We start from the raw sequence: 21,939 nt of genomic DNA, 5'->3' as shown, positions 1-21,939 counted from the left end.
CCCGCTTCTTCTCCGCACGCCATCGGGTCCGCCCGCCGCGGACCGCCGGGACAGCCGCCATGGACGCCGCGCAGGTCAAGGCCTGGGAAGCCCGCTGCACCGAGGAGCAACCACCCGCCTGCCGGGCCGCCTGTCCGCTGCGGGTCGACGCCCGCGCGATGGCCGAGGCGACGGCGGCCGGCGACCTCGCCGGAGCCTTTGCGATCTACACCACCGTCGTGCCGTTTCCGGCGATCCTGAGCCGGGTGTGCGACCACCCCTGCGAGACGGCGTGCCGGCGCGCCGAGGCGGGCGGCGCGGTCCGCATCCGCGCGCTCGAGCGAGCCTGCGTCGAGGAAGCCTACGGCACGCGGCGCCGCACCGTCCGCAAGGCCTACAAGGCGAAGCGGATCGCGATCGTCGGCGCCGGGCTCGCCGGCCTCACCGCCGCCTCCGATCTCGCGACGAAGGGGCACACGGTCACCGTTCACGAGGCGGACGCGCAAGCACTCGAGACGCTGCGCCACGACCACGACGAGGCGACCCTGCCGCACGCGGTGCTCGACGCCGAGATCGCCGGCCTCCTCGCGCTCGGCGTGACGTTGCGGTGCCGCTCGCGGATCGCCGCGGGCGACGGGCCGCTCGGGCTCGAGACGCTGATCGCCGAGAACGATGCGGTGCTGCTGTCGATCGGGCCCGGCCCGGCGAAGGCGTTCGCCGGCGCGCTCGCGCTCGGCCCCTCCGGCCGCCTCGTCGTCGATGCCGAGACCCGCGCCACCGGCCGGCCAAAGGTGTTCGCCTCCGGCCTGCACGACGGCGGCGAGGAGAACCGCTCGGCGATCGCGGCGACGAGCGACGGCCGGCGCGCCGCCGCCTCGATCGAGCGCTTTCTGCAGGGCGCCTCGCTGACCGCCGCGCGCGACGACACGGCCGGCACCTGCCTCTATGTGAACGTCGCCGCACAGGCGCCGCGGCCGCCGGTCGTGGCGAGTTTTCCGGACGGCGTCTACAGCCGGGCCGAGGCGGTGGCGGAGGCCGCGCGCTGCTTCCCGTGCCGCTGCCTCGAATGCGTGAAGGCGTGCGCCTATCTCGCCCGCTACGGCGGCTATCCGAAGCGCTACGTGCGGGAGATCTACAACAACGACTCGATCGTGATGGGCAACCGCAAGGCCAACCGAATGATCGACTCGTGCACGCTGTGCGGCCTGTGCGAGACGCTGTGCCCGAACGACCTCGCGATGGGCGACGTCTGCCTCGAGGCGCGCCGCAGCATGGTGCGGCGGGGCAAGATGCCGCCTTCGCACCACGACTTCGCGCTGCGCGACATGGCGTTCGCGCGCTCGGCGGAGGTGACGCTGGCGCGCCACCAGCCGGGGCACGCGGAAAGCGCGGTGGCGTTCTTCCCCGGCTGCCAGCTCGCCGGGTCGTCGCCCGATCACGTCGCCCGCGTCTATTCCCATCTGTGCGACCGTTTGCCGGGCGGCGTCGGCCTGATGCTCGACTGCTGCGGCGCGCCGGCCCATTGGGCGGGGCGCGAGACGCTCGATGCCGAGGTGCGCGACGGCTTGGTCGCGACCTGGGAGCGGCTCGGCCGCCCGGAGCTGATCACCGCCTGCGCGACCTGCCTGGTGCGGCTTCGCGAGGTGCATCCCGAGATGCGGGTGCGCTCGCTGTGGCCGCTGCTCGCCGAGCTCGGCTGGCCCGAGGGACCGCGCGTCGCGTCCGGCCGGCCGCTCGCGATCCACGATCCCTGCCCGGCGCGCCACGACGTCGTGGCGCAGCGCGCGGTGCGCGACCTCGCCGCCCGCCTCGGCCTCGCGGTGCACGAGCTGGGCGGCGCCGAGCACACCACCTGCTGCGGCTTCGGCGGGCTCGTCACCTTCGCCAATCGCGAGGTCGCCGACGCCATCGTCGATCGCCGGATCGGCGAGAGCGACGACGACTATCTGGTGTGGTGCGCGATGTGCCGCGACAGCTTCGCCCGCCGCGGCAAGCGCGCCGTCCATCTGCTCGACCTCGCCTTCCCACCGCCCGACGCCGGCGGCGACGCCGATCCGGCGGCGCGACCCGACCCCGGCTTCTCCGGACGGCGCGACAACCGGCGCCGGCTGCGCATCCGGCTGGCGCGCGAGCTTTGGGGGGAGGAGCCCGCCGCGACGACCGACGATCCGGCACCGGCATGCACGCTGATCATCGAGCCCGCGGTGCGCGCCGACATGGAGCGCAAGCTGATCCTCGAGGAGGACGTCGCCCGTGTTGTCGCGCAGGCGGAGGCGAGCGGGGCGAAGCTGAAGGACCGCACGACCGGCCGCACCGTCGCCTCGGCGCGGCTCGGCAGCCTCACCTGCTGGGTCGAGTACGACGTGGTGCCGGCCGGCGTCGTGGTCCACCGCGCCTACGGGCACCGCATGACCGTGGAGGCGAAATCGTGAGCGCGCCCGCCCTCGGCGATCTCGTCTGCGTCGCCTGCGACCGGCCGCTCGAGGTCGGGCGGGTGGTCGGCTCCTATCTCGGCCAGCGCTTCGAGGTCGACCTGCCGCGCTGTCCGGGCTGCGGCTTCGTCTACGTCTCCGAGGAGCTCGCCTCCGGCAAGATGCTGAAGGTCGAGCAGGCGCTGGAGGACAAGTGATGCCCGAGACGGCGCTCTGTCGCGGCCTGTTCGGCAGCGGTCTCGTCCACGACAGCGACGGCACGCCGCTGCGGCCGGGCGGCGTCGCGCTCACCGAGCTTTTGATCGCGCGGGGCCGCTTCGGCCCCGGCGACGTGGTGCTCGACATCGGCTGCGGGCAGGGCGCCGGCACCGGCCGGCTGCTGTCGCGCGGGGTGCGGGCGATCGGCCTCGACACCTCGGCCGCCGCGCTGTGGGTCGCCCGCGAGCGCGCCCCGGACGCCCGCTTCGTCGCCGGCTCCGGCGCGCTGCTGCCGCTGCGGGCGAGCAGCGTCGACGGCGTGATCGCCGAGTGCAGCCTGTCGGTGGTCGGCGAGCGGTGCCGCGCGCTCGCCGAATGGAGCCGGGTGCTGAAGCCGGGCGGCCGCCTCGCGGTGAGCGACGTCTATCGCCGCACGGCTCCCGGCGAGCCGGGCGAGGAGCGCGGCGACGGCGTCGCCTGCTGGCGCACGATCGACCGCGAGGTCTGCGCCGCCGGTTTCACGGTGCTGCAGTTCGAGGATCGCTCGGAGGTCCTCAAGGAGTGGGTCGCGCGCTTCATCTTCGCCTACGGCTCGCTCGACCCGCTGTGGGGCGAGGCGTGCGGGCGCGGCCGCTTCACCGGCCGGCGCGCCGCCCTCGGCTACTACCTGATGCTGGCCGGCAAGCCGGTCGCCGGCAAGCCGGTCGCCGGCGAGCCGGTCCGCCGCAAGAGGAGTTGACGATGGACACCGACGTGTCGTTCCGCGTCGCCGAGCTGCTGCTCGCCGGCTTCAAGTGCAGCCATGTCCTGGCGATGCTGGCGCTCGAGGCGCAGGGCCGCGACGACCCCGATCTGGTGCGGGCGATGTCCGGCCTCGCGGTCGGCATGGGGCAGGGCTTCAATTGCGGCGCGCTCGCCGCCGGCTGCTGCGTGATCGGCCTCCATGCCGGCCGCGGGCCGGGCGACGCCGCCGAGGATCCGCGCTTCGCCGACGCGCTCGACGCGTTCTCGGGCTGGTTCCAGGCGATGGCGAAGGAACGCTACGGCGGCATCGACTGCGCCGACATCATGAAGTTCGACCCCGTCTTGAAGGCGGAGCGCTGCCCCGGCCTGATCCTCGACACCTGGGCCCGGGTCGCCGCGATCCTGACCGAGCACGGCTTCGATCTCGCCGCGCCGCGTCCCGCGGCGGGCGATCCCGTCGATCCGTCTGCCGATCCGGCGCACTGAGGGCACGGGCATGGCATTCCGCTCGCGAGAGAAATCGGGCCGCCCCGAGATCGCCGCCGTGGTGCTCGCCGCCGGCCGCTCGACCCGCATGGGGGCGTTCAAGCCGCTGCTGCCGTTCGGCGCCGCCACCGTGCTCGACCACGTGGTCGGCCGTCTGCGGATCGCCGGCATCACGCAGATCCGCGTGGTGGTCGGCCACAATGCCGAGGACATGCGGGCGGCGGTGGCGCGGCTCGGCGTTGCCGCCGTGCTCAACCCGGACCTCGACCGCGGCATGTTCTCGAGCGTTCAGGTCGGCATCGCCGCGCTGCCGCACGAGGTCGCCGGCTGCCTGATGCTGCCGGTCGACGTTCCGCTTCTGCGCGCCGCGACGCTCGGCCGGGTGCTCGACGCGGCGGCCGCCACCGGCGCGGCGATCGTCCATCCGACCTTTCGCGGCGTGCGCGGCCATCCGCCGTTTCTCTGCGCGAGCCTGTTCGAGACGATCGGCCGCTGTGATCCGTGCGGCAGCCTGCGCGATCTCCTGGAGGCGCACGAGGCGGCGCGCCCGGCGGCGGTGCGCGAGGTCGCGGTGTTCGACCGCGGCTGCCTGCGCGACATGGACTACCCGGCCGATTATCGCCGCCTCGTCGCCGCGCTCGCCCGCCACCGCGCGCCCGACCCGGAGGAGTGCGACGCGATGCTCGACGCGGCCGCCGCCGGCGACACCGTGCGGGCGCACGGCCGGGCGGTCGCGGCGCTCGCGGAAACCCTCGCCGAGCGGCTCGCCGCGGCCGGCGTGCGGATCGACGTCGATCTGGTGCGGGCGGGCGCGCTCCTCCACGACATCGCCAAGGGCCGCCGCCGCCACGCCGAGGTGGGCGCCGCGATGGTGCGCGCGTTCGGTTTTCCCGAGGTGGCGCGGGTGGTCGCCCGGCACATGGAGATCGCCTTCGACGGCGAGACGCTGGACGAGGCGGCGGTGGTCCATCTCGCCGACAAGCTGGTCACCGGCGAGCGGCGGGTCGGCCTCGCCGAGCGGTTCGCGCCGGCGCTCGCCCGCTTCCGCGACGACCCCGAGGCGCTCGCCGCCGCCCGCCGGCGGCTCGCCACCGCCGAGGCGATTCTCGATGCCGTCGTGCTGCGGCTCGGCGGCGGGCGTCGCGGTTTTCCCGCGAGCGCGCCGGTCTCGTTCGTCCACCGGCCGAGCCACGGGAGCGCGCGATGACCTGCTCGTGTCCCGGGTTTCCCGACGAGCCGACCGAGAGCGTTTGCCCGGTCTGCCTCGCCACCATTCCGGCGGTCCGCCGCGCGATCGGCGACGCCGTTCACCTCGTCAAGACCTGCCCGACGCACGGCACCTTCTCGGTGCCGGTGTGGCGGGGGCTGGCGAGCCGGGTGCGCTGGGGCGCCGGGGCGCGCACTTTTGCGCAGCCGCCGGTGTGCGCCACGCCGGTGTCGAAGGGGTGTCCGCACGATTGCGGTCTCTGCCCCGATCACCGCCAGCAGAGCTGCTGCGTGCTGCTCGAGGTGACCTCGCGCTGCGACCTCGCCTGCCCGGTCTGCTTCGCCTCGGCGGGACGGCACGGGCGCGACGCGAGCCTCGCCGAGATCGACCGCTCGCTCGACACGCTGCTTGAAGCGACCGGCGGCCGCGTCCATGTGCAGCTCTCGGGCGGCGAGCCGACCGTGCGCGACGATCTCCCCGAGATCGTGCGGCGCGTGCACGCGCGCGGCTTCGAGTTCGTCCAGCTCAACACCAACGGCATCCGGCTCGCCCGCGACCCGGCCTATGTCGAGGCCTTGGCCGCGGCCGGTCTCGACTGCGTGTTTCTCCAGTTCGACGGCGTGACCGACGCCGTGCACCGCGCGCTGCGCGGGGCGCGCCTCGCCGCGCTGAAGGAGCATGCGGTGGCGAGCTGCGGCAATGCCGGGATCGGCGTCGTGCTGGTGCCGACCGTGGTGCCCGGCGTCAACGACGGCGAGATCGGCGCGATCGTCGACTTCGCGGTGGCGCATCTGCCGGAGGTGCGGGCGGTGCATTTCCAGCCGATCGCCTATTTCGGCCGCTGTCCGGAGCCGTCGGCGGACGCCCGCATCACGCTGCCCGAGATCGTCGAGCGGCTGGTGGCGTACGGCGCCGGCACCATCCGGTTCGACGACTTCCGGCCCGGCTCGGTCGAGAACCCGTACTGCTCGTTCTCCGGCCGCTTCCGGGTCGACGCGTCGGGCCGCCTGCGCGCCGAGCGCGACGCGCCCGCCGCCTGCTGCGGGGTCTCCGTGGAGCCGGTGGCGAAGGCGGCAAAGAGTGCCTGCTGCGGCTCCTCGACGCCGAGCCCCGACGTCGCCCGCGCGCGCCGCTACGTCGCCGGCCAATGGCGGGCGGCACCGTCGCCGTCCGTCGACACGCCGGCCGCCGGGCTCGACGCGTTCGACGCGATCCTGGCCGCGCGGTCGCACACGCTGAGCCTGTCCGGCATGGCGTTCCAGGACGCCTGGACGCTCGACCTCGACCGCGTCCGCCAGTGCCACATCCACGTGGTCGCGCCCGACACCCGGCTCGTGCCGTTCTGCGCCTTCAATCTCACCGCGATCGACGGCCGCTCGCTCTATCGGGATCAGGCCGCCGCGCCGGCCCCGGCTCCGGCGGAGGCGTGACGATGGCCGCGACGCTCGATGCGCCCCTCGATGCGACGCTCGATGGCTGGGTCGCCCGGCGGATGGGCCTCGCTCTGCCGCTCTCCCGGCCGGCGGTCGACGCCTGGCAGCGCGCGCGCCTTGCCGAGCGGGTCGCCGAGGCGCGGCGCACGAGCCCGTTCTACCGCACCCGGCCGGGCTGGCCGGACGGGCCGATCGACACCTTCGACGATCTCGCGCGGCTGCCCTTCACCCGGCCGGCCGATCTCGTGCGCAACGATCCGCCGCTGGTCGCCCTGTCTCAGAGCGCGGTCGCCCGCGTCGTCACCCTGCAGACGTCCGGCACCAGCGGGCCGCCCAAGCGGCTGCACTTTTCCGCCGACGAGCTGGAGGCGACGCTCGACTTCTTCCACCACGGCATGGGCACGTTCACCCGCCCCGGCGACCGGGTGGCGATCCTGTTTCCCGGCGAGCGGCCGGGCAGCGTCGGCGATGCGCTGGTCGGCGCGCTCGGCCGGCTCGGGGCGGTGTCGTTGCTGGTGCCGGCCGATGCGACCGCCGCCGAGGCCGCCGAGCATCTCCGGCTCGCCCGGCCGGCGGTGGTCGTCGGCCCGCCGGTGCGGCTTCTGGCGGTCGCCCGCGAGCAGGCCGCCGACGGCGGCGTGCCGATCCGGCTGCGGGCGGCGCTCGCCAGCTCCGAGCGCCTGTCGCCGGCCGTCGCGCGGGCGCTGGCAAGCATCTGGGGCTGCGCGGTGCACGACCACTGGGGCATGACCGAGACCGGCTATGGCGGCGCGGTCGACTGTGCGGCGCATGCCGGTTGCCACCTGCGCGAGGCCGATCTCCTGGTCGAGATCGTCGACCCGGCGAATGGGGCACGGCTGCCGCCCGGCGCGTGCGGCGAGGTGGTGGTCACCACGCTGCAGCCGCGCGCAGTGCCGCTGCTGCGCTACCGCACCGGCGACCTCGCCCGGCTCGACGACACCCCGTGCGCCTGCGGCTCGGTGCTGCGGCGGCTGACCGGCTTTGCCGGCCGCATCGGTGCGGCGGTGCCGCTGCCGGGCGGCGGCGAGATCTCGCTCGAAACGCTCGACGACGCGCTGTTCGCGCTGCCGTCGGTGGCGGACTTCTCCGCGACCCTGGTCGGCGGCGATCCGGCGGTGCTCGAGCTTCTCGTCGCCACCCCGGCCGGCGGGCGGACCGCCGCGACGCGCGCCGCGGTGTGGGCCGCAGCCGACGAGATCCCGGCGGTGCGGGCGGCCGCCGCCCGCGGCCGGCTCGGCCTGCGCGTCGCGCTGGTCGATGCGGTCCGCCACGACGGCAAGCGGCGATTGTTGCGGAGGGCGGCATGACCGAGCGCGTCCTGCTGATCCGCCACGGCGAGGTGGAGGGCGACGCCGGCAGCCGCTTTCTCGGCCGCACCGACGTGGCGATGAGCGCGGCCGGCGAGGCGCGGCTCGCGCGGCTCGCGCAAATGCTGGCCGTCTGGCCACTCGAGGCCGTGTGGTGCAGCCCGCTCCGCCGCTCGCGGCGCACCGCGGCGCTGATCGCCGCCGGCCGCGGCGTCCCGGTGCGGGTCGCCCCGGCGCTCGCCGAGATCGACATGGGTGATTGGGAAAATCTGTCCCGCCGCGAGGTCGCCCGGTCGCAGCCGGCCGTTTTCGCCGCGCGCGGAAAGGCGATCGACACCTTTCGCCCGCCGGGCGGCGAGAGCTTCGCCGACCTCGCGGCGCGCGTCCTGCCGTGCTGGCGCGCCATCCTGGCCTCGCCCGAGAAGACGGTCGCGGTCGCCGGCCATGCCGGGGTCGACCGGGTGATCCTGTGCGACCTGCTCGGCATGCCGCTCGCCAACCTGTTTCGCCTCGCCCAGCCGCCGGGCTGCGTCGACCTGATCGAGATCGGCCGGGCCGGGCCGGTGGTGGCGATGCTCGGTGCCACGGCTCCCGCCCTTTTGCCCGCCCTTTTGCCGGCCGGCCCGCCGGCCTCCCCGCCCGGGTCGCCGGCCACCGGGCGGAGCCCTCACGACCTTCCGGAGACACCCCGATGCTGGACGCCTGCGGCCGCGACATCACCTATCTGCGGGTCTCGGTGACCGATCGCTGCGACTTCCGCTGCCGCTACTGCATGGCCGAGCACATGCGCTTCGCGCCGCGGGCCGAGGTGCTCGGGCTCGAGGAGCTCGACCGACTGTGCGCGGTGTTCGTGCGGCTCGGCGTGCGCAAGCTGCGGCTCACCGGCGGCGAGCCGCTGGTCCGCCGCGGCGTCGGCGACTTGATTCGCTCGCTCGGCGGCCACCTCGCGAGCGGTGCGCTCGACGAGCTGACCCTCACCACCAACGGCGCCAACCTCGCCCGTCACGCCGCCGCGCTCGCCGCGTGCGGCGTCCGCCGGGTCAATGTCTCGCTCGACACGCTGCGACCCGAGGTGTTTCGCAGCGTCACCCGGCGCGGCGAGCTGTCCGACGTGCTGGCCGGCATCGCCGCCGCCCGGCGCGCCGGGCTCACGGTGAAGATCAACACGGTGGTGCTCGCCGGCATCAACGAGGACGAGATCGCCGATCTCCTCGGCTGGGCACACGGGCAGGGGATGGACCTCGTGCTGATCGAGGTGATGCCGCTCGGCGAGGTCGACCCGTGGGGCGGCGACCGGTTGGTGCCGCTCTCGCTGGTGCGGGCACGGCTCGCAGCGCGCTTCGGCCTGACCGACATCCCCTACACCACCGGCGGGCCGGCGCGCTGGGTGCGGGTCGCCGAGACCGGCGGCCGGCTCGGCTTCATCGCGCCGCGCTCGCACGATTTCTGCAGAACCTGCAATCGCGTGCGGCTGACCTGCACGGGCCGGCTCTATCTGTGCCTCGGGCGGGAGAGCGCGGTCGAGCTGGCGCCGCTGCTGCGCGGCTCCGAGAGTGACGAGGCGCTGTGCGGGGCGATTCGCGCGGCGGTGCTGCGCAAGCCGACCGGCCACGATTTCGCGCTGGGCACTGCGGGCGCGGGGTCTGCCGGTCATCCGGCGCTCGCCCGCCACATGAGCGTCACCGGCGGCTGACCGGCCCGGCCGATCCGCTCCGTAAAACTCACGTATTTTCGAAGACTTGCCGGGATGGTGGGCGCGACAGGGATCGAACCTGTGACCCCTACCATGTCAAGGTAGTGCTCTTCCGCTGAGCTACGCGCCCGTCCGTCTCGTGCCGGCTCGCTTGCGCGACGACACGACGGTGACGGTTCCTATATCGGGTCGCTCGGGCCGGGGCAAGCGGGTGCGAGCGGGTAATTTCCGGATGATGTCCAAGCCGTGTTCGAGCCGTGTCCGAGCCGGGTCCGGCCCGTGCTCCGGCGGCCGCACGAGTGCCGTCCGCGGGCGGACGGCCGCAGGGAAAACGAGACGACGCAAGGAGATGCGAGGACGTTGCCGATCCGCTCAGGCGGCCAGCATCTTCTGCACCTCGCTCACCAGCTCGCGCAGGTGGAACGGCTTCGACAGGACCTTGGCGTGCTTGGGCGCCTGCGAATCGGGATTGAGGGCGACCGCGGCGAACCCCGTGATGAACATGATCTTGATGTCGGGATCGAGCTCGGAGGCCCGGCGGGCCAGCTCGATGCCGTCCATCTCCGGCATCACGATGTCGGTCAGCAGGAGCTGGAACGGCTCCTCCCGCAGACGGTGATAGGCCGACAGGCCGTTGTCGTAGGAGATGACGTCGTAGCCCGCCGTCTGCAGCGCCTTCACCAGAAAGCGCCGCATGTCGTTGTCGTCTTCTGCCAAGAGGATTCTGAACATAGCCGCCCACCCGGGCCATCGCCCGTTTCGGAATCGTCCCGTGCCACATGCTCACGGGTCAGGATTCCATAAGCCGGAGTCTTGGTAAACACGAAGTGAAGCCGCCGACGATCTTGGCAGACGGCCGGACATGTCCGACTATGACGACGGACCGACGCTCGCGGGCGCGGCCGACCCCCTCGCGGCGTGCCGCGCCGCCACCGCTCGCCGCCGGCGAGAGCCTGGAGTCCCATGTCCGATCCGCTGTCCGACACGCCGTTCGACCCGCTGCCCGCGCCGCGCGACGAGTTCGACCCGCCGTTCGACGTCCTGGAGCCGCCGGTGCTGCGTGCGCCGGTGCTGTTCAGCTCGCCGCACAGCGGCGCCGTCTATCCCAAAACCTTCCTCGACGCGACCCGGCTCGACCTCGCCACCCTGCGGCGCTCGGAGGATGCGTTCGTCGACGAGCTGTTCGCCGGCGTGGTCGAGCGCGGCCATCCGTTGGTCCGGGCGCATTTTCCGCGCTGCTACGTCGACGTCAACCGCGAGCCCTACGAGCTCGACCCGCGGATGTTCGAGGGGCGGCTACCGTCGTTCGCCAATACCCGCTCGATGCGGGTCGCCGGCGGGCTCGGCACCATCGCCCGGGTGGTCGGCGACGCGCAGGAGATCTACGAGCACCGCATCCCGGTCGACGAGGCGATGACCCGGATCGAGACGCTCTACAAGCCCTATCACCGGGCGCTGCGCCGCCTGCTCGCCGGCCTGCACTCCGATTACGGTCATGCGGTGCTGGTCGACTGCCACTCGATGCCGTCGAGCGCCGGCCCACGCGACGACCGGCCGCGCGCCGACGCGGTGCTGGGCGACCGCTACGGCACCAGCTGCTTCCCGGTCGTCACCGAGGTGGTGGAGCAGACCCTGCGCGGGCTCGGCTGGAGCGTCACCCGCAACAAGCCCTATGCCGGCGGCTTCATCACCGAGCACTACGGCAATCCGGCGAACGGCCTGCACGCCCTTCAGCTCGAGCTCAACCGCGCCCTCTACATGGACGAGCGGCGCCAGGTGCGCGGACCGAATTTCCAGAGGGTGGCGGCCGACCTCGGCGTGTTGGCCGATCGGCTGGCGGCGATCCCCGACGAAGATTTGCGTCCCTATCGCATGGCGGCGGAATGAGCCGGAGTCGGGGGAAATTCTGGTCAAGAATGCGGCAGTCTAGGTCGATGCCACGTCTTCGGGCAGGCAGGACCACCGTCGTATATGATGCCAGGGCCCGGTATATTTATGACTTGGGGCTCATCTAATAATTGCCACTCGTGATGGATGTGGTAGAACTTGATCAATCATAACGCTCTTTGCTCGTCCATCCGAAAATACCGCTTCGGCCCCCGCCCCCGAGACCCAAGCAATCGGCACGATCGAGGAAAGACCAGGCACAAAAAAAGAGGCCGCCAGCGGATGCTAGCGGCCCAAGTCTAGGGAGGAAACGCCCAAGGAGGGCGGCGGTAACACGCGACAACGCGTTACCGCACTGCCGAAATATGTCATCGCAGCGCACCGAATGCAAGCCGGGTGGAAACATGGCTGGCCTGCTGCCGGCGGTTTCCGCAGCCGGCGTTGCTTCCCGGACATAGACGTTCGTAGGGGGTGCGCTTGGCCAGCGGGACGGGTTCTGCCGCGTAGCGCCTGCCGATTGTTCAGCGAAAACCACGCTGTATGCAGACTTTTGCGGGCGTTGCGAGAGTCGGCTGTGCGACTTTGCACAATTTGCGGTCTGCGACAGAACGCCGCTCCCTCGATGGGCATTTCGTTCCTGGACAGCCGCGTGCGGTGCCGCACGGCCTACCGCAGGCACGCCGAATCGAGCGCACCGACCCGTCGCGACCCGGCGGCGCATCCCTCCGCATCGCCGGCCGCCTTGCCCGGCCGCCCGCCGTCTCATATGCCAGGGGGCCGGCACCGGCGGCGGGTCGCCGTCCCGGCCGGCGGCGCACCGGCGCGCCGGTGCGCGACCCGCCGACGACACCGTTCATGTTCGACCACGAAGCCCATTTCATGCCGGCGGCCGGAACGCCCCGGTCCCGTGCAGGATCCTCAATCATGACTGCGATCGATTTCGCGGCCTTCATCGACCGGCTGGCGACCGTGTCGGGGGACGCCATTCTGCCGTTCTTCCGCACCGCGCTGTCGGTCGACGACAAGGGCGGCAGCGGCGGCTTCGACCCGGTGACGGCGGCCGACCGCGCCGCCGAGCTGGCCATGCGCGCGCTGATCCGCGACACCTTTCCCGGCCACGGCATCGTCGGCGAGGAGTTCGGCTCCGACCGTCCCGATGCCGAGTACGTCTGGGTGCTCGATCCGATCGACGGCACGAAGTCGTTCATCGCCGGCATGCCGGCCTGGGGCACGTTGATCGCGCTCACCCGCGGCGGCCGGCCGGTGTTCGGGCTGATGCATCAGCCGTTCTTCGCCGAGCGCTTCTCCGGCGACGGCAAGGCGGCGCGCTACCGCGGCCCGCGCGGCGACCGGGCGATGATGGTGCGGCCGTGCCCCTCGCTCGACCGGGCGGTGATGTTCACCACCAATCCGCGGCTGATGAACGAGGCCGACCGGGCGGCGTTCGGCCGGGTCGAGGAGAAGGTCAAGCTGTCGCGCTACGGCGGCGACTGCTACGCCTACTGCATGCTGGCCTCGGGCCACATCGATCTGGTCGTCGAGACCGAGCTGAAGCCCTACGACATCTCGGCGCTGGTGCCGATCGTCACCGGGGCCGGCGGCATCGTCACCACCTGGGAGGGCGAGAGCCCGGAGAAGGGCGGCCGCATCGTCGCCGCCGGCGACCGCCGCGTCCACGCCGCCGCCCGCGAGATGCTTTTGGCGGGCTGACGGGCTCGCCCGCCGCCGACCAGTCGGCGCGACCGACTCGTCGGCCCGTCCGGGCCAAAAACTCACTTGTAGAGCGGCGTGCCCGGCACGAAGGCGTCGAAGGCGGCGAGAAACAGCTCGCGAAAACGGTCCTGCTCCATCGGCAGGTCGTGGCGGGCCCCCGGCACGATCAGATGCGAGCCGGCCCGCAGGCCGATGCCGAAGGTTTCGATCGCCGCGGTCGAGGCGATCGTGTCGGCGCCGGCGGCGATCAACAGCATCGGCTGGCGCAGCCGCGCGGCGTAGGAGGGCGCGCGCATCGCCGCCATCGTGCGAAACGCGCTGTCGGCCCAGGCCACCGTCGGCGCGCCGACCCCGAGCGCCGGCTCCTCCGCCAGCACCGCGGCGGTGCGGGCGAACCGCACCGCGTCCGAGGTCAGCGGGTTGTCGGCGAACGGCGCGGCGGCGAGCGGTTCTCCGCCACCGCCCGGCACGTAACGCCCGCCGAGCCCGGCGAGCCGCATCGCCCGCAGGATCGTGCCGCCGGCGCCGCGCAGCGGCCGGTGGGCGAGGTCGATCAGCGGCGCCGTCGCCACCACCCGGTCGAACCAGCGATGGCCGCGCGCGGCCGACTCGATCAGCACCGTGCCGCCCATGCCGAGGCCGAGCGCGAAATAGGGCGGCGGGCAGTCCGGCAGCAGAACCTCCTTCACGAAGGTTTCCAGGTCGGTCAGGTAGTCCGAGAAGCGCCGCACATGGCCCTTGCGCGGGTCGCGCAGGCGCCGCTGCGACAGCCCCTGGCCGCGAAAATCGATGGTGGCGACGGCGAAGCCGCGGCGGCGCAGGTCGGCCACCAGCTCGAAATGTTTTTCGATGAAGTCGCCGCGGTCCTGGAACAGGCACACCGTGCCCTTGCGGCCGGGCGGCGGCGCCCAGCGCGCCACGCGCAGCGTCACCCCGTCGGGCGTCTTCAGCGCGCCGCACGACGCCTCGGGAGGCGCCGGATTGGCGGGAATCGACACGAGCTTCATCGGAGGGCCTTCGCGCCGCGGGAGGATGGCGGCTTATAGCAGCCCGGCCGCCCCGCTCAACCGGATCGATCGGTTCTCGGGCGATTCCGAGGGTTTGGCGGGGCGTCGCGCGACCGTCTCGAAAGGCTCTCGAAACGCCCCCGGAGAGGACCCCGAGAGGGTCTTGAAGTGGCGCGCGCCCCTCCCATATCGAACGGTGCGCCGGCCAGTCGGCGGCGCACGAACGGTCCGGCCCGAGGCGGGCGGATCGGCTTCGGAACACAGCTCAGTCGCTCATCGCTTTACGGAGGATGTCATGCGCACCACGTTCGATCTCACCCCCCTCTATCGCTCCACCGTCGGCTTCGACCGGCTCTTTTCGATGCTCGACCAGGTCGGCGGCTTCGACGGCGCCCAGGGCTCGTCCTACCCGCCCTACAATATCGAGCGGACCGGCGAGAACGCCTACCGCATCACCCTGGCCGTCGCGGGCTTCGCGGCCGACGATCTGTCGATCGAGGCCAAGGAGAACACGCTGACCGTGCGGGGCGACAAGCAGGCGCCCAAGGCCGAGGACGAGAAGCGGGGCGAGGTGCTCTATCAGGGCATCGCCGCGCGCGCCTTCGAGCGCGTCTTCCAGCTCGCCGACTTCGTCGAGGTGCGGGGCGCCAGCCTGGAGAACGGCCTGCTCCACATCGATCTCGTGCGCGAAATCCCCGAGAAGATGAAGCCGCGCCAGATCGCCATCAACGGCGTGGGCGGCGCGGCCGGCCCGAAGGTGTTGGACACCAAGGCGGCGTGACGCCGCCCCGCGGGATGCGGCGCGCCACCGGGCGCGCCGACCCGGCGACCGAACCACGAGGCCGGGTCCCGGACCACCGGGACCACGCGACCGGCAGAGAAACCGGCAGGAGACGACGATACGGAAGCGCCCCACGGGGCGCTTTCTTCGTGTCGAGAGGCGGTCGTCCGCACCGAGCTCCGTCGATCGGACAGGGCAGGGGTGCGGCCGGCGCCGGCGCCGGGACCGCACCGAGGCGCCGCGACACGGAAAACCGAGCCGGTTCCTCGGCCCGGCGCACCCTCCCGGGGTCGCGCACAACTGGCAATTTGCGAGGATTTCGGGCAAACTCGGCGAATCCGAGTGCCGGTGCCTTGAATGGATGGCAAGAGTTTGGCATTCTAAATTTAGGACAGCAATACTGTCCCAGTTTGCAGAATTGGTTCTGACGTCATCGGCCGAGATCGTGGCCGGCGCGCCGGAGGCCCAGGGGGGTCCCGGAGCCGGCGGGAAAAGCTCCACACGACCCGGCACGGCGCCTGGCCGGCGATAACGAGCCCGTTCGTGCCGTAGCCTTTTTCCGGGGCTGCGAGCGCAACGGGCACGCCCGCGTCTGCGGGCAGACGAAAGGTTTGCACATGAGCGCGAACGGATCCGGCTTCAGCCACGATCACCTTCGGGCCGCCCGGCCGGCCACGGCCGAGGTCGCGACCCCGGTGACGACGGATGCGGCGGCGCGTGCGCGTGGGCTCTACGATCCCGCGCTGGAGAAAGATTCCTGCGGCGTCGGCTTCATCGCCGACATCAAGGGGCGCAAGTCGCACAAGATCGTCGAGGACGCGCTGGCGATCCTGTGCAACCTCGAGCACCGCGGCGCGGTCGGCGCCGATCCGCGCGCCGGCGACGGCGCCGGCATTCTGGTGCAGATGCCGCACGCGTTCTTCGCCAAGAAGACGGAGGAGCTCGGCTTCCGCCTGCCGGCGCCCGGCCGCTACGCCGTCGCCCAGGTCTTCCTGCCGCACGACGAGGAGCGGCGTGCGGAGATCATGGAGCTGTTCCGCGCCAACGCCGCGCGCGAAAGCATGGTGGTGCTCGGCTTCCGCGACGTGCCGACCGACGACGCGAGCCTCGGCGAGTCGGTCAAGCCGACCGAGCCGTTCCATCGCCAGATCTTCATCGGCCAAGGCGAGCGGCACTATTCCGAGGACGAGTTCGAGCGCCGGCTCTACATCCTGCGCAAGACCATTTCGCGCGCATTGTACGAGCGGCGCGGCCGCGACACCGCGATGTACTATCCGGTGTCGTTCTCCTGCCGCACGGTGATCTACAAGGGCATGTTCCTCGCCGACCAGCTCGGCAAGTACTATCCCGACCTGTCGGATCCCGACTTCGAGAGCGCCCTCGCGCTGGTCCACCAACGCTTCTCGACCAACACCTTCCCGACCTGGTCGCTGGCGCACCCGTACCGCTACGTCGCCCACAACGGCGAGATCAACACGCTGCGCGGCAACGTCAACTGGATGGCCGCCCGCCAGCACTCGGCGCGCTCGCCCAAGTACGGCGACGACATCGAGCGGCTGTGGCCGATCTCCTACGAGGGCCAGTCCGACACCGCCTGCTTCGACAATGCGCTCGAGTTCCTGGTGCAGGGCGGCTACTCGCTCGCCCACGCCGTGATGATGATGATTCCCGAGGCGTGGGCCGGCAACCCGCTGATGGACGCGCATCGCCGCGCCTTCTACGAGTACCACGCAGCCCTGATGGAGCCGTGGGACGGCCCGGCGGCGATCGCCTTCACCGACGGCCGCCAGATCGGCGCGACGCTCGACCGCAACGGCCTGCGGCCGGCGCGCTATCTCGTCACCCGTGACGACCGCATCCTGATGGCCTCCGAGATGGGCGTGTTGAACATCCCGGAGAAGGACATCGTCTGCAAGTGGCGCCTGCAGCCCGGCAAGATGCTGCTGGTCGACCTCGCCCAGGGCCGCCTGATCCCGGACGACGAGATCAAGGCGACGCTCGCCCAGAAGCACCCCTATCACGAGTGGCTGTCGCGCACCCAGCTGGTGCTCGAGGATCTGCCGCCGGCCAAGAGCTGCCCGGTGTTTCCGGCCTCGGGGCTGCTCGATCGCCAGCAGGCGTTCGGCTACAGCCAGGAGGATCTGCGCATCCTGATGGCGCCGATGGGCGCCACCGGCGAGGAGGCGATCGGCTCGATGGGCAACGACACGCCGATCTCGGCGCTGTCGCGGCGGCCCAAGCTCCTGTTCACCTACTTCAAGCAGAACTTCGCGCAGGTGACGAACCCGCCGATCGATCCGATCCGCGAGGACATCGTCATGAGCCTCGTCTCGATCATCGGGCCGCGGCCGAACCTGTTCGACCTCGAGGGGCTGTCCAAGACCATGCGCCTCGAGGCGCGCCAGCCGATCCTCTCCAACCAGGACCTCGAGAAGATCCGCTCGATCGCCGACATGGACGGCTCGCAGTTCCGCTCGATCACGCTCGACGTCACCTGGCCGGCGGCGGACGGCGCCGACGGGCTGCGCCCGGCGATCCGCGAGCTGTGCGCCAAGGCCGAGCAGGCGGTGCTGGACGGCTTCAACATCGTCATCCTGTCGGATCGCGCGGTGTCGGCCGATCGCATCCCGATCCCGTCGCTGCTCGCCTGCGCGGCGGTGCATCACCACCTGATCCGCGAGGGCCTGCGCACCTCGGTCGGTCTCGTCGTCGAGTCCGGCGAGCCGCGCGAGGTGCACCACTTCGCCTGCCTCGCCGGCTACGGCGCCGAGGCGATCAACCCCTATCTCGCCTTCGAGACGCTGCTGTCGATCCGCGGCGAGCTGCCCTCGAAGCCGGACGAGAAGGAGGTGGTGAAGCGCTACGTCAAGTCGGTCGGCAAGGGGATCAAGAAGGTGATGTCCAAGATGGGCATCTCCACCTACCAGTCCTATTGCGGCGCCCAGATCTTCGACGCGGTCGGCCTCTCCTCCGAGTTCGTCCACGACTACTTCACCGGCACCGCGACCCGCATCGAGGGCGCCGGCCTCGACGAGATCGCCGAGGAGACGGTGGCTCGCCATCGCGACGCCTTCGGCGACGCGCCGATCTATCGCAACGCCCTCGACGTCGGCGGCGAGTACGCTTGGCGCCAGCGCGGCGAGGAGCACGTCTGGACCTCGGCGACGGTCGCCACGCTGCAGCACGCCGTGCGTGGCAACTCCTACGACCGCTACCGCGCCTTCGCGGCGATGGTGAACGAGCAGTCCGAGAAGCTGCTCACCATCCGCGGCCTGTTCCGCATCAAGTCGGCCGAGCAGGCCGGGCGCACCAAGGTGCCGCTCGACGAGGTGGAGCCGGCGGCCGCGATCGTCCGGCGCTTCGCCACCGGCGCGATGTCGTACGGCTCGATCTCGCGCGAGGCGCACACCACGCTCGCGATCGCCATGAACCGGATCGGCGGCAAGTCGAACACCGGCGAGGGCGGCGAGGAGCCCGATCGCTTCAAGCCGCTGCCGAACGGCGACTCGATGCGCTCCGCCATCAAGCAGGTGGCGTCCGGCCGCTTCGGGGTGACGACCGAGTATCTCGTCAACTCCGACATGATGCAGATCAAGATGGCGCAGGGCGCCAAGCCCGGCGAGGGCGGCCAGCTGCCCGGCCACAAGGTCGACAAGGTGATCGCCCGGGTGCGCCACTCGACGCCCGGTGTCGGCCTGATCTCGCCGCCGCCGCATCACGACATCTACTCGATCGAGGACTTGGCCCAGCTGATCTTCGATCTGAAGAACGTGAACCCGAACGGTGACGTCTCGGTGAAGCTGGTCTCCGAGGTCGGCGTCGGCACGGTCGCGGCCGGCGTCTCCAAGGCGCGCGCCGATCACGTGACGATCTCCGGCTACGAGGGCGGCACCGGCGCCTCGCCGCTCACCTCGATCAAGCACGCGGGCTCGCCTTGGGAGATCGGCCTGGCCGAGACCCACCAGACGCTGGTCGCCAACCGCCTGCGCGGCCGCATCGCCGTGCAGGTCGACGGTGGCTTGCGCACCGGGCGCGACGTCGTGATCGGCGCGCTGCTCGGTGCCGACGAGTTCGGCTTCGCCACCGCGCCGCTGATCGCCGCCGGCTGCATCATGATGCGCAAGTGCCATCTCAACACCTGCCCGGTCGGCGTCGCCACCCAGGACCCGGTGTTGCGGGCCCGCTTCAAGGGCGCCCCCGAGCACGTCATCAACTACTTCTTCTTCGTCGCCGAGGAAGTCCGCGAGCTGATGGCCGAGATGGGCTTCCGCCGCTTCGACGAGATGATCGGCCAGATGCAGATGCTCGACCAGCGCCGCATGATCGAGCACTGGAAGGCCAAGGGCCTCGACTTCTCGCGCCTGTTCATGAAGCCGGAGGCGCCGGCCGGGGTGCACATCTTCAAGTCCGAGGTGCAGGACCACAAGCTCGACCTGGTGCTCGACCGCAAGCTGATCGCCGAGGCACAGCCGGCGCTCGACCGCGGCGCCCCGGTGCGGATCGTCTCCGAGGTGCACAACACCGACCGCACGGTCGGCGCCATGCTGTCGGGCGAGGTCGCCCGCCGCTACGGCCATGCCGGCCTGCCGGACGACACCGTGCACATCCGCCTCTCCGGCACCGCCGGCCAGAGCTTCGGCGCCTGGCTCGCGCACGGCGTCACCCTCGAGCTCGAGGGCGACGGCAACGACTATGTCGGCAAGGGCTTGTCGGGCGGCCGCATCGTCGTCAAGCCGCAGAGCAATTCCGGCATCGTGCCGGAGGAGTCGATCATCGTCGGCAACACCGTGCTGTACGGCGCGATCTCCGGCGAGTGCTACTTCCGCGGCGTCGCCGGCGAGCGCTTCGCGGTGCGCAACTCGGGCGCCACCGCGGTGGTCGAGGGTGCCGGCGATCACTGCTGCGAGTACATGACGGGCGGCGTGGTGGTGGTGCTCGGCCCGACCGGGCGCAACTTCGCGGCCGGCATGTCGGGCGGCATCGCCTATGTGCTGGACGAGGACGGCAGCTTCCCGAGCCGCTGCAACATGGCGATGGTCGAGCTCGAGCCCTTGCCGGCGGAGGAGGCGGTCAACGCCGCCGCCTATCACCACGTTCGCGACCTCGAGAGCGCCGGCCGGGTGGAGGTCCGCCAGGACATGACCCGGTACGACTGCGAGCGCCTGCATCTCCTGATCTCGCGCCACGCCCGCTTCGCGGGCTCGCGCCGGGCCCAGCAGATCCTCGACGACTGGTCGAGCTATCTGCCGAAGTTCCGCAAGGTCATGCCGGTCGAGTACAAGCGCGCGCTCGCCGAGCTCGCGAAGGAAAAGCAGGCCGCCATGCAGGCGGCGGAGTGACGCGCGCCGGGTGATCGTTCCTGCGCCGGTCCGTGATGCCGCCTCGCCAGGCGGCCGGACCGGCGACGGACAGTCGGACGGACGGGAGACAAGAAGCCCCGGACATGCGACGGGGGCGCGACCGGCCGCGAGGACCTGGTCGGCGGCAAGGGCTGAGAACGACGATGGGTAAGGTCACAGGGTTCCTGGAATTCGAGCGCACCGACCGCAAGTACGCGCCGGTCGAAGAGCGCCTCCGCGATTATCACGAGTTCATGATCCCGCTGCCGGAGGACATTCTCCGCCAGCAGGCCGCGCGCTGCATGAATTGCGGGATTCCGTATTGTCACACCGGCTGTCCGGTGAACAACCAGATCCCCGACTGGAACGACCTCGTCTATCTCGACGACTGGAAGACGGCGGCGCAGAACCTGCACTCGACCAACAACTTTCCGGAGTTCACCGGAAGGGTTTGTCCGGCGCCGTGCGAGGAAGCCTGCACCCTCAATCTCGAGGACACGCCGGTCACCATCAAGACGATCGAGTGCGCGATCGCCGACCGCGCCTTCGCCGAAGGCTGGCTGAAGCCCGAGCCGCCGGCGCGGAAGACCGGCCGCAAGGTCGCGGTGGTCGGCTCCGGCCCCGCCGGCCTCGCCTGCGCCCAGCAGCTCGCCCGCGCCGGCCACGAGGTCCATCTGTTCGAGAAGAACGCCAAGGCCGGCGGCCTGCTGCGCTACGGCATTCCCGACTTCAAGATGGAGAAGCATCTGATCGACCGCCGGGTCGCGCAGATGGAGGGCGAGGGCGTCACCTTCCATTACGGCGCCCATGTCGGCGTGACGATCGACGCCAAGGCGCTGCTCGACGGCCACGACGCGGTGGTGCTGGCCGGCGGCTCGGAGAAGCCGCGCGACCTGCCGATCCCCGGCCGCGAGCTCGACGGCATCCATTTCGCGATGGATTTTCTGCCGCAGCAGAACCGCCGCAACAGCCAGGAGTCGTTCCAGGCCGAGCCGATTCTCGCCACCGGCAAGCACGTGGTGGTGATCGGCGGCGGCGACACCGGCTCCGACTGCATCGGCACCTCGGCCCGCCAGGGCGCCGCCTCGATCGTCCAGCTCGAGATTCTGCCGCGGCCGCCGGAAAAGGCCGACAAGCTGACCACGTGGCCGAACTGGCCGCTCAAGCTGCGCACCTCCTCCTCGCACCTCGAGGGCGCCACCCGCGAGTTCTCGGTGCTGACGGAAAAGTTCACCGGCGAGAACGGCAAGGTGACGACGCTGCATTGCGTGCGGGTCGACGACAAGATGAAGCCGGTCCCAGGCTCCGGCTTCGAGCTGAAGGCCGAGCTGGTGCTGCTGGCGATGGGCTTCGTCCATCCGGTGCACGAGGGCATGCTCGCCGCGCTCGGCGTGACGCTCGACCCGCGCGGCAACGTCAAGGCCGGCGTCGACGACTACAAGACCTCGATCGACAAGGTTTTCGCCGCCGGCGACATGCGCCGCGGCCAGTCGCTCGTGGTGTGGGCGATCCGCGAGGGCCGGCAGGCGGCCCGCGCCGTCGACGAGTTCTTGATGGGCGAATCGGCGCTGCCGCGCTGATTTTCGTCACCTCGCTCCGTGTTGTACGGCCGGCTTCGGAGATCATCCGGGGCCGGCCGTTTTCTCTTTTACGACGGCGACGGTGGTCGGTCGCCTCCCGAACGACGGGGGGCGCCCCCCGCGCCGGTCGCT

The 21,939-nt window shown here is 71.5% G+C and carries 16 protein-coding genes and 1 tRNA gene; 14 read left to right on the top strand and 3 right to left on the bottom strand.

Annotation, left to right across the window (positions count from 1 at the left end):
* Positions 1 to 59: 59 nt before the first annotated feature.
* The 9 genes from A33M_RS14850 to moaA are packed head-to-tail and all read left to right on the top strand — an operon-like array spanning position 60 to position 9,500.
* Positions 60 to 2,411 carry a pyridine nucleotide-disulfide oxidoreductase/dicluster-binding protein gene (locus A33M_RS14850; protein WP_008388605.1) on the top strand — a complete coding sequence of 784 codons (2,352 nt, stop codon included), beginning with the start codon at positions 60 to 62 and terminating at the stop codon, positions 2,409 to 2,411.
* Positions 2,408 to 2,608: a DVU_1557 family redox protein gene (locus A33M_RS14845; protein ID WP_008388601.1), complete on the top strand. Its 201-nt coding sequence runs from the start codon at positions 2,408 to 2,410 to the stop codon at positions 2,606 to 2,608. The genes A33M_RS14850 and A33M_RS14845 overlap by 4 nt, the downstream gene beginning before the upstream one ends.
* Positions 2,608 to 3,348, top strand: a complete 741-nt coding sequence (gene trsM, locus A33M_RS22485) for a DVU_1556 family methyltransferase (RefSeq protein WP_008388599.1) — start codon at positions 2,608 to 2,610, stop codon at positions 3,346 to 3,348. Before A33M_RS14845 ends, trsM begins: the two co-directional genes overlap by 1 nt.
* A gap of 2 nt (positions 3,349 to 3,350) precedes the next feature.
* Complete coding sequence (locus A33M_RS24065; RefSeq protein ID WP_008388597.1) at positions 3,351 to 3,839, top strand: DVU_1555 family C-GCAxxG-C-C protein; 489 nt, start codon at positions 3,351 to 3,353, stop codon at positions 3,837 to 3,839.
* Positions 3,840 to 3,849: 10 nt separating this feature from the next.
* Positions 3,850 to 5,046 carry a DVU_1551 family NTP transferase gene (locus tag A33M_RS14830; RefSeq protein ID WP_052027073.1) on the top strand — a complete coding sequence of 399 codons (1,197 nt, stop codon included), beginning with the start codon at positions 3,850 to 3,852 and terminating at the stop codon, positions 5,044 to 5,046.
* A complete protein-coding gene (gene trsS / locus A33M_RS14825) occupies positions 5,043 to 6,476 on the top strand; it encodes a radical SAM (seleno)protein TrsS (RefSeq protein ID WP_008388593.1) in 1,434 nt (477 codons plus the stop codon). Before A33M_RS14830 ends, trsS begins: the two co-directional genes overlap by 4 nt.
* 2 nt (positions 6,477 to 6,478) lie before the next feature.
* Complete coding sequence (locus A33M_RS14820; RefSeq protein WP_008388591.1) at positions 6,479 to 7,807, top strand: DVU_1553 family AMP-dependent CoA ligase; 1,329 nt, start codon at positions 6,479 to 6,481, stop codon at positions 7,805 to 7,807.
* Positions 7,804 to 8,547, top strand: a complete 744-nt coding sequence (locus tag A33M_RS14815; protein ID WP_008388589.1) for a histidine phosphatase family protein — start codon at positions 7,804 to 7,806, stop codon at positions 8,545 to 8,547. The genes A33M_RS14820 and A33M_RS14815 overlap by 4 nt, the downstream gene beginning before the upstream one ends.
* A complete protein-coding gene (moaA, locus tag A33M_RS14810) occupies positions 8,499 to 9,500 on the top strand; it encodes a GTP 3',8-cyclase MoaA (RefSeq protein ID WP_008388587.1) in 1,002 nt (333 codons plus the stop codon). The genes A33M_RS14815 and moaA overlap by 49 nt, the downstream gene beginning before the upstream one ends.
* Positions 9,501 to 9,555: 55 nt before the next feature.
* Here the strand turns inward: moaA and A33M_RS14805 are convergent.
* Both A33M_RS14805 and cpdR read right to left on the bottom strand, forming a co-directional pair.
* Positions 9,556 to 9,630 (bottom strand) — tRNA-Val (locus A33M_RS14805).
* 242 nt (positions 9,631 to 9,872) lie between these two features.
* The gene (gene cpdR, locus A33M_RS14800; protein WP_008388584.1) at positions 9,873 to 10,232 is read right to left on the bottom strand and encodes a cell cycle two-component system response regulator CpdR; all 360 of its coding nucleotides are present in this window, start codon (positions 10,230 to 10,232) and stop codon (positions 9,873 to 9,875) included.
* 231 nt (positions 10,233 to 10,463) lie between these two features.
* On the opposite strand from cpdR, the gene A33M_RS14795 reads away from it, so the two are divergent.
* Complete coding sequence (locus tag A33M_RS14795) at positions 10,464 to 11,387, top strand: N-formylglutamate amidohydrolase (RefSeq protein ID WP_008388581.1); 924 nt, start codon at positions 10,464 to 10,466, stop codon at positions 11,385 to 11,387.
* Positions 11,388 to 12,311: 924 nt separating this feature from the next.
* Entirely contained in the window at positions 12,312 to 13,097 is a 786-nt protein-coding gene (gene hisN / locus A33M_RS14790; protein WP_008388579.1) for a histidinol-phosphatase, read from the top strand.
* 62 nt (positions 13,098 to 13,159) lie between these two features.
* Here hisN and A33M_RS14785 read toward each other — a convergent pair whose 3' ends face one another.
* The gene (locus A33M_RS14785) at positions 13,160 to 14,107 is read right to left on the bottom strand and encodes an alpha/beta hydrolase (RefSeq protein WP_008388577.1); all 948 of its coding nucleotides are present in this window, start codon (positions 14,105 to 14,107) and stop codon (positions 13,160 to 13,162) included.
* A gap of 295 nt (positions 14,108 to 14,402) precedes the next feature.
* On the opposite strand from A33M_RS14785, the gene A33M_RS14780 reads away from it, so the two are divergent.
* The 3 genes from A33M_RS14780 (at position 14,403) to A33M_RS14770 (ending at position 21,807) form a co-directional block, all read left to right on the top strand.
* Positions 14,403 to 14,888 (top strand): Hsp20 family protein, encoded by a 486-nt coding sequence (locus tag A33M_RS14780; protein WP_008388575.1) that lies wholly within the window; start codon positions 14,403 to 14,405, stop codon positions 14,886 to 14,888.
* A 617-nt stretch (positions 14,889 to 15,505) separates the two neighbouring features.
* Positions 15,506 to 20,227 (top strand): glutamate synthase large subunit, encoded by a 4,722-nt coding sequence (gene gltB / locus A33M_RS14775; protein WP_008388571.1) that lies wholly within the window; start codon positions 15,506 to 15,508, stop codon positions 20,225 to 20,227.
* A gap of 164 nt (positions 20,228 to 20,391) precedes the next feature.
* Positions 20,392 to 21,807 (top strand): glutamate synthase subunit beta, encoded by a 1,416-nt coding sequence (locus tag A33M_RS14770; protein ID WP_040620772.1) that lies wholly within the window; start codon positions 20,392 to 20,394, stop codon positions 21,805 to 21,807.
* The last annotated feature ends 132 nt before the right edge of the window (positions 21,808 to 21,939 follow it).

This window comes from Rhodovulum sp. PH10, assembly GCF_000293785.1.
Classification (GTDB): Bacteria; Pseudomonadota; Alphaproteobacteria; order Rhizobiales; family Xanthobacteraceae; genus Rhodoplanes.
The sequence above is the reverse complement of the archived record's forward strand: the minus strand, read 5'-3'. Positions and strand labels throughout refer to the sequence as shown.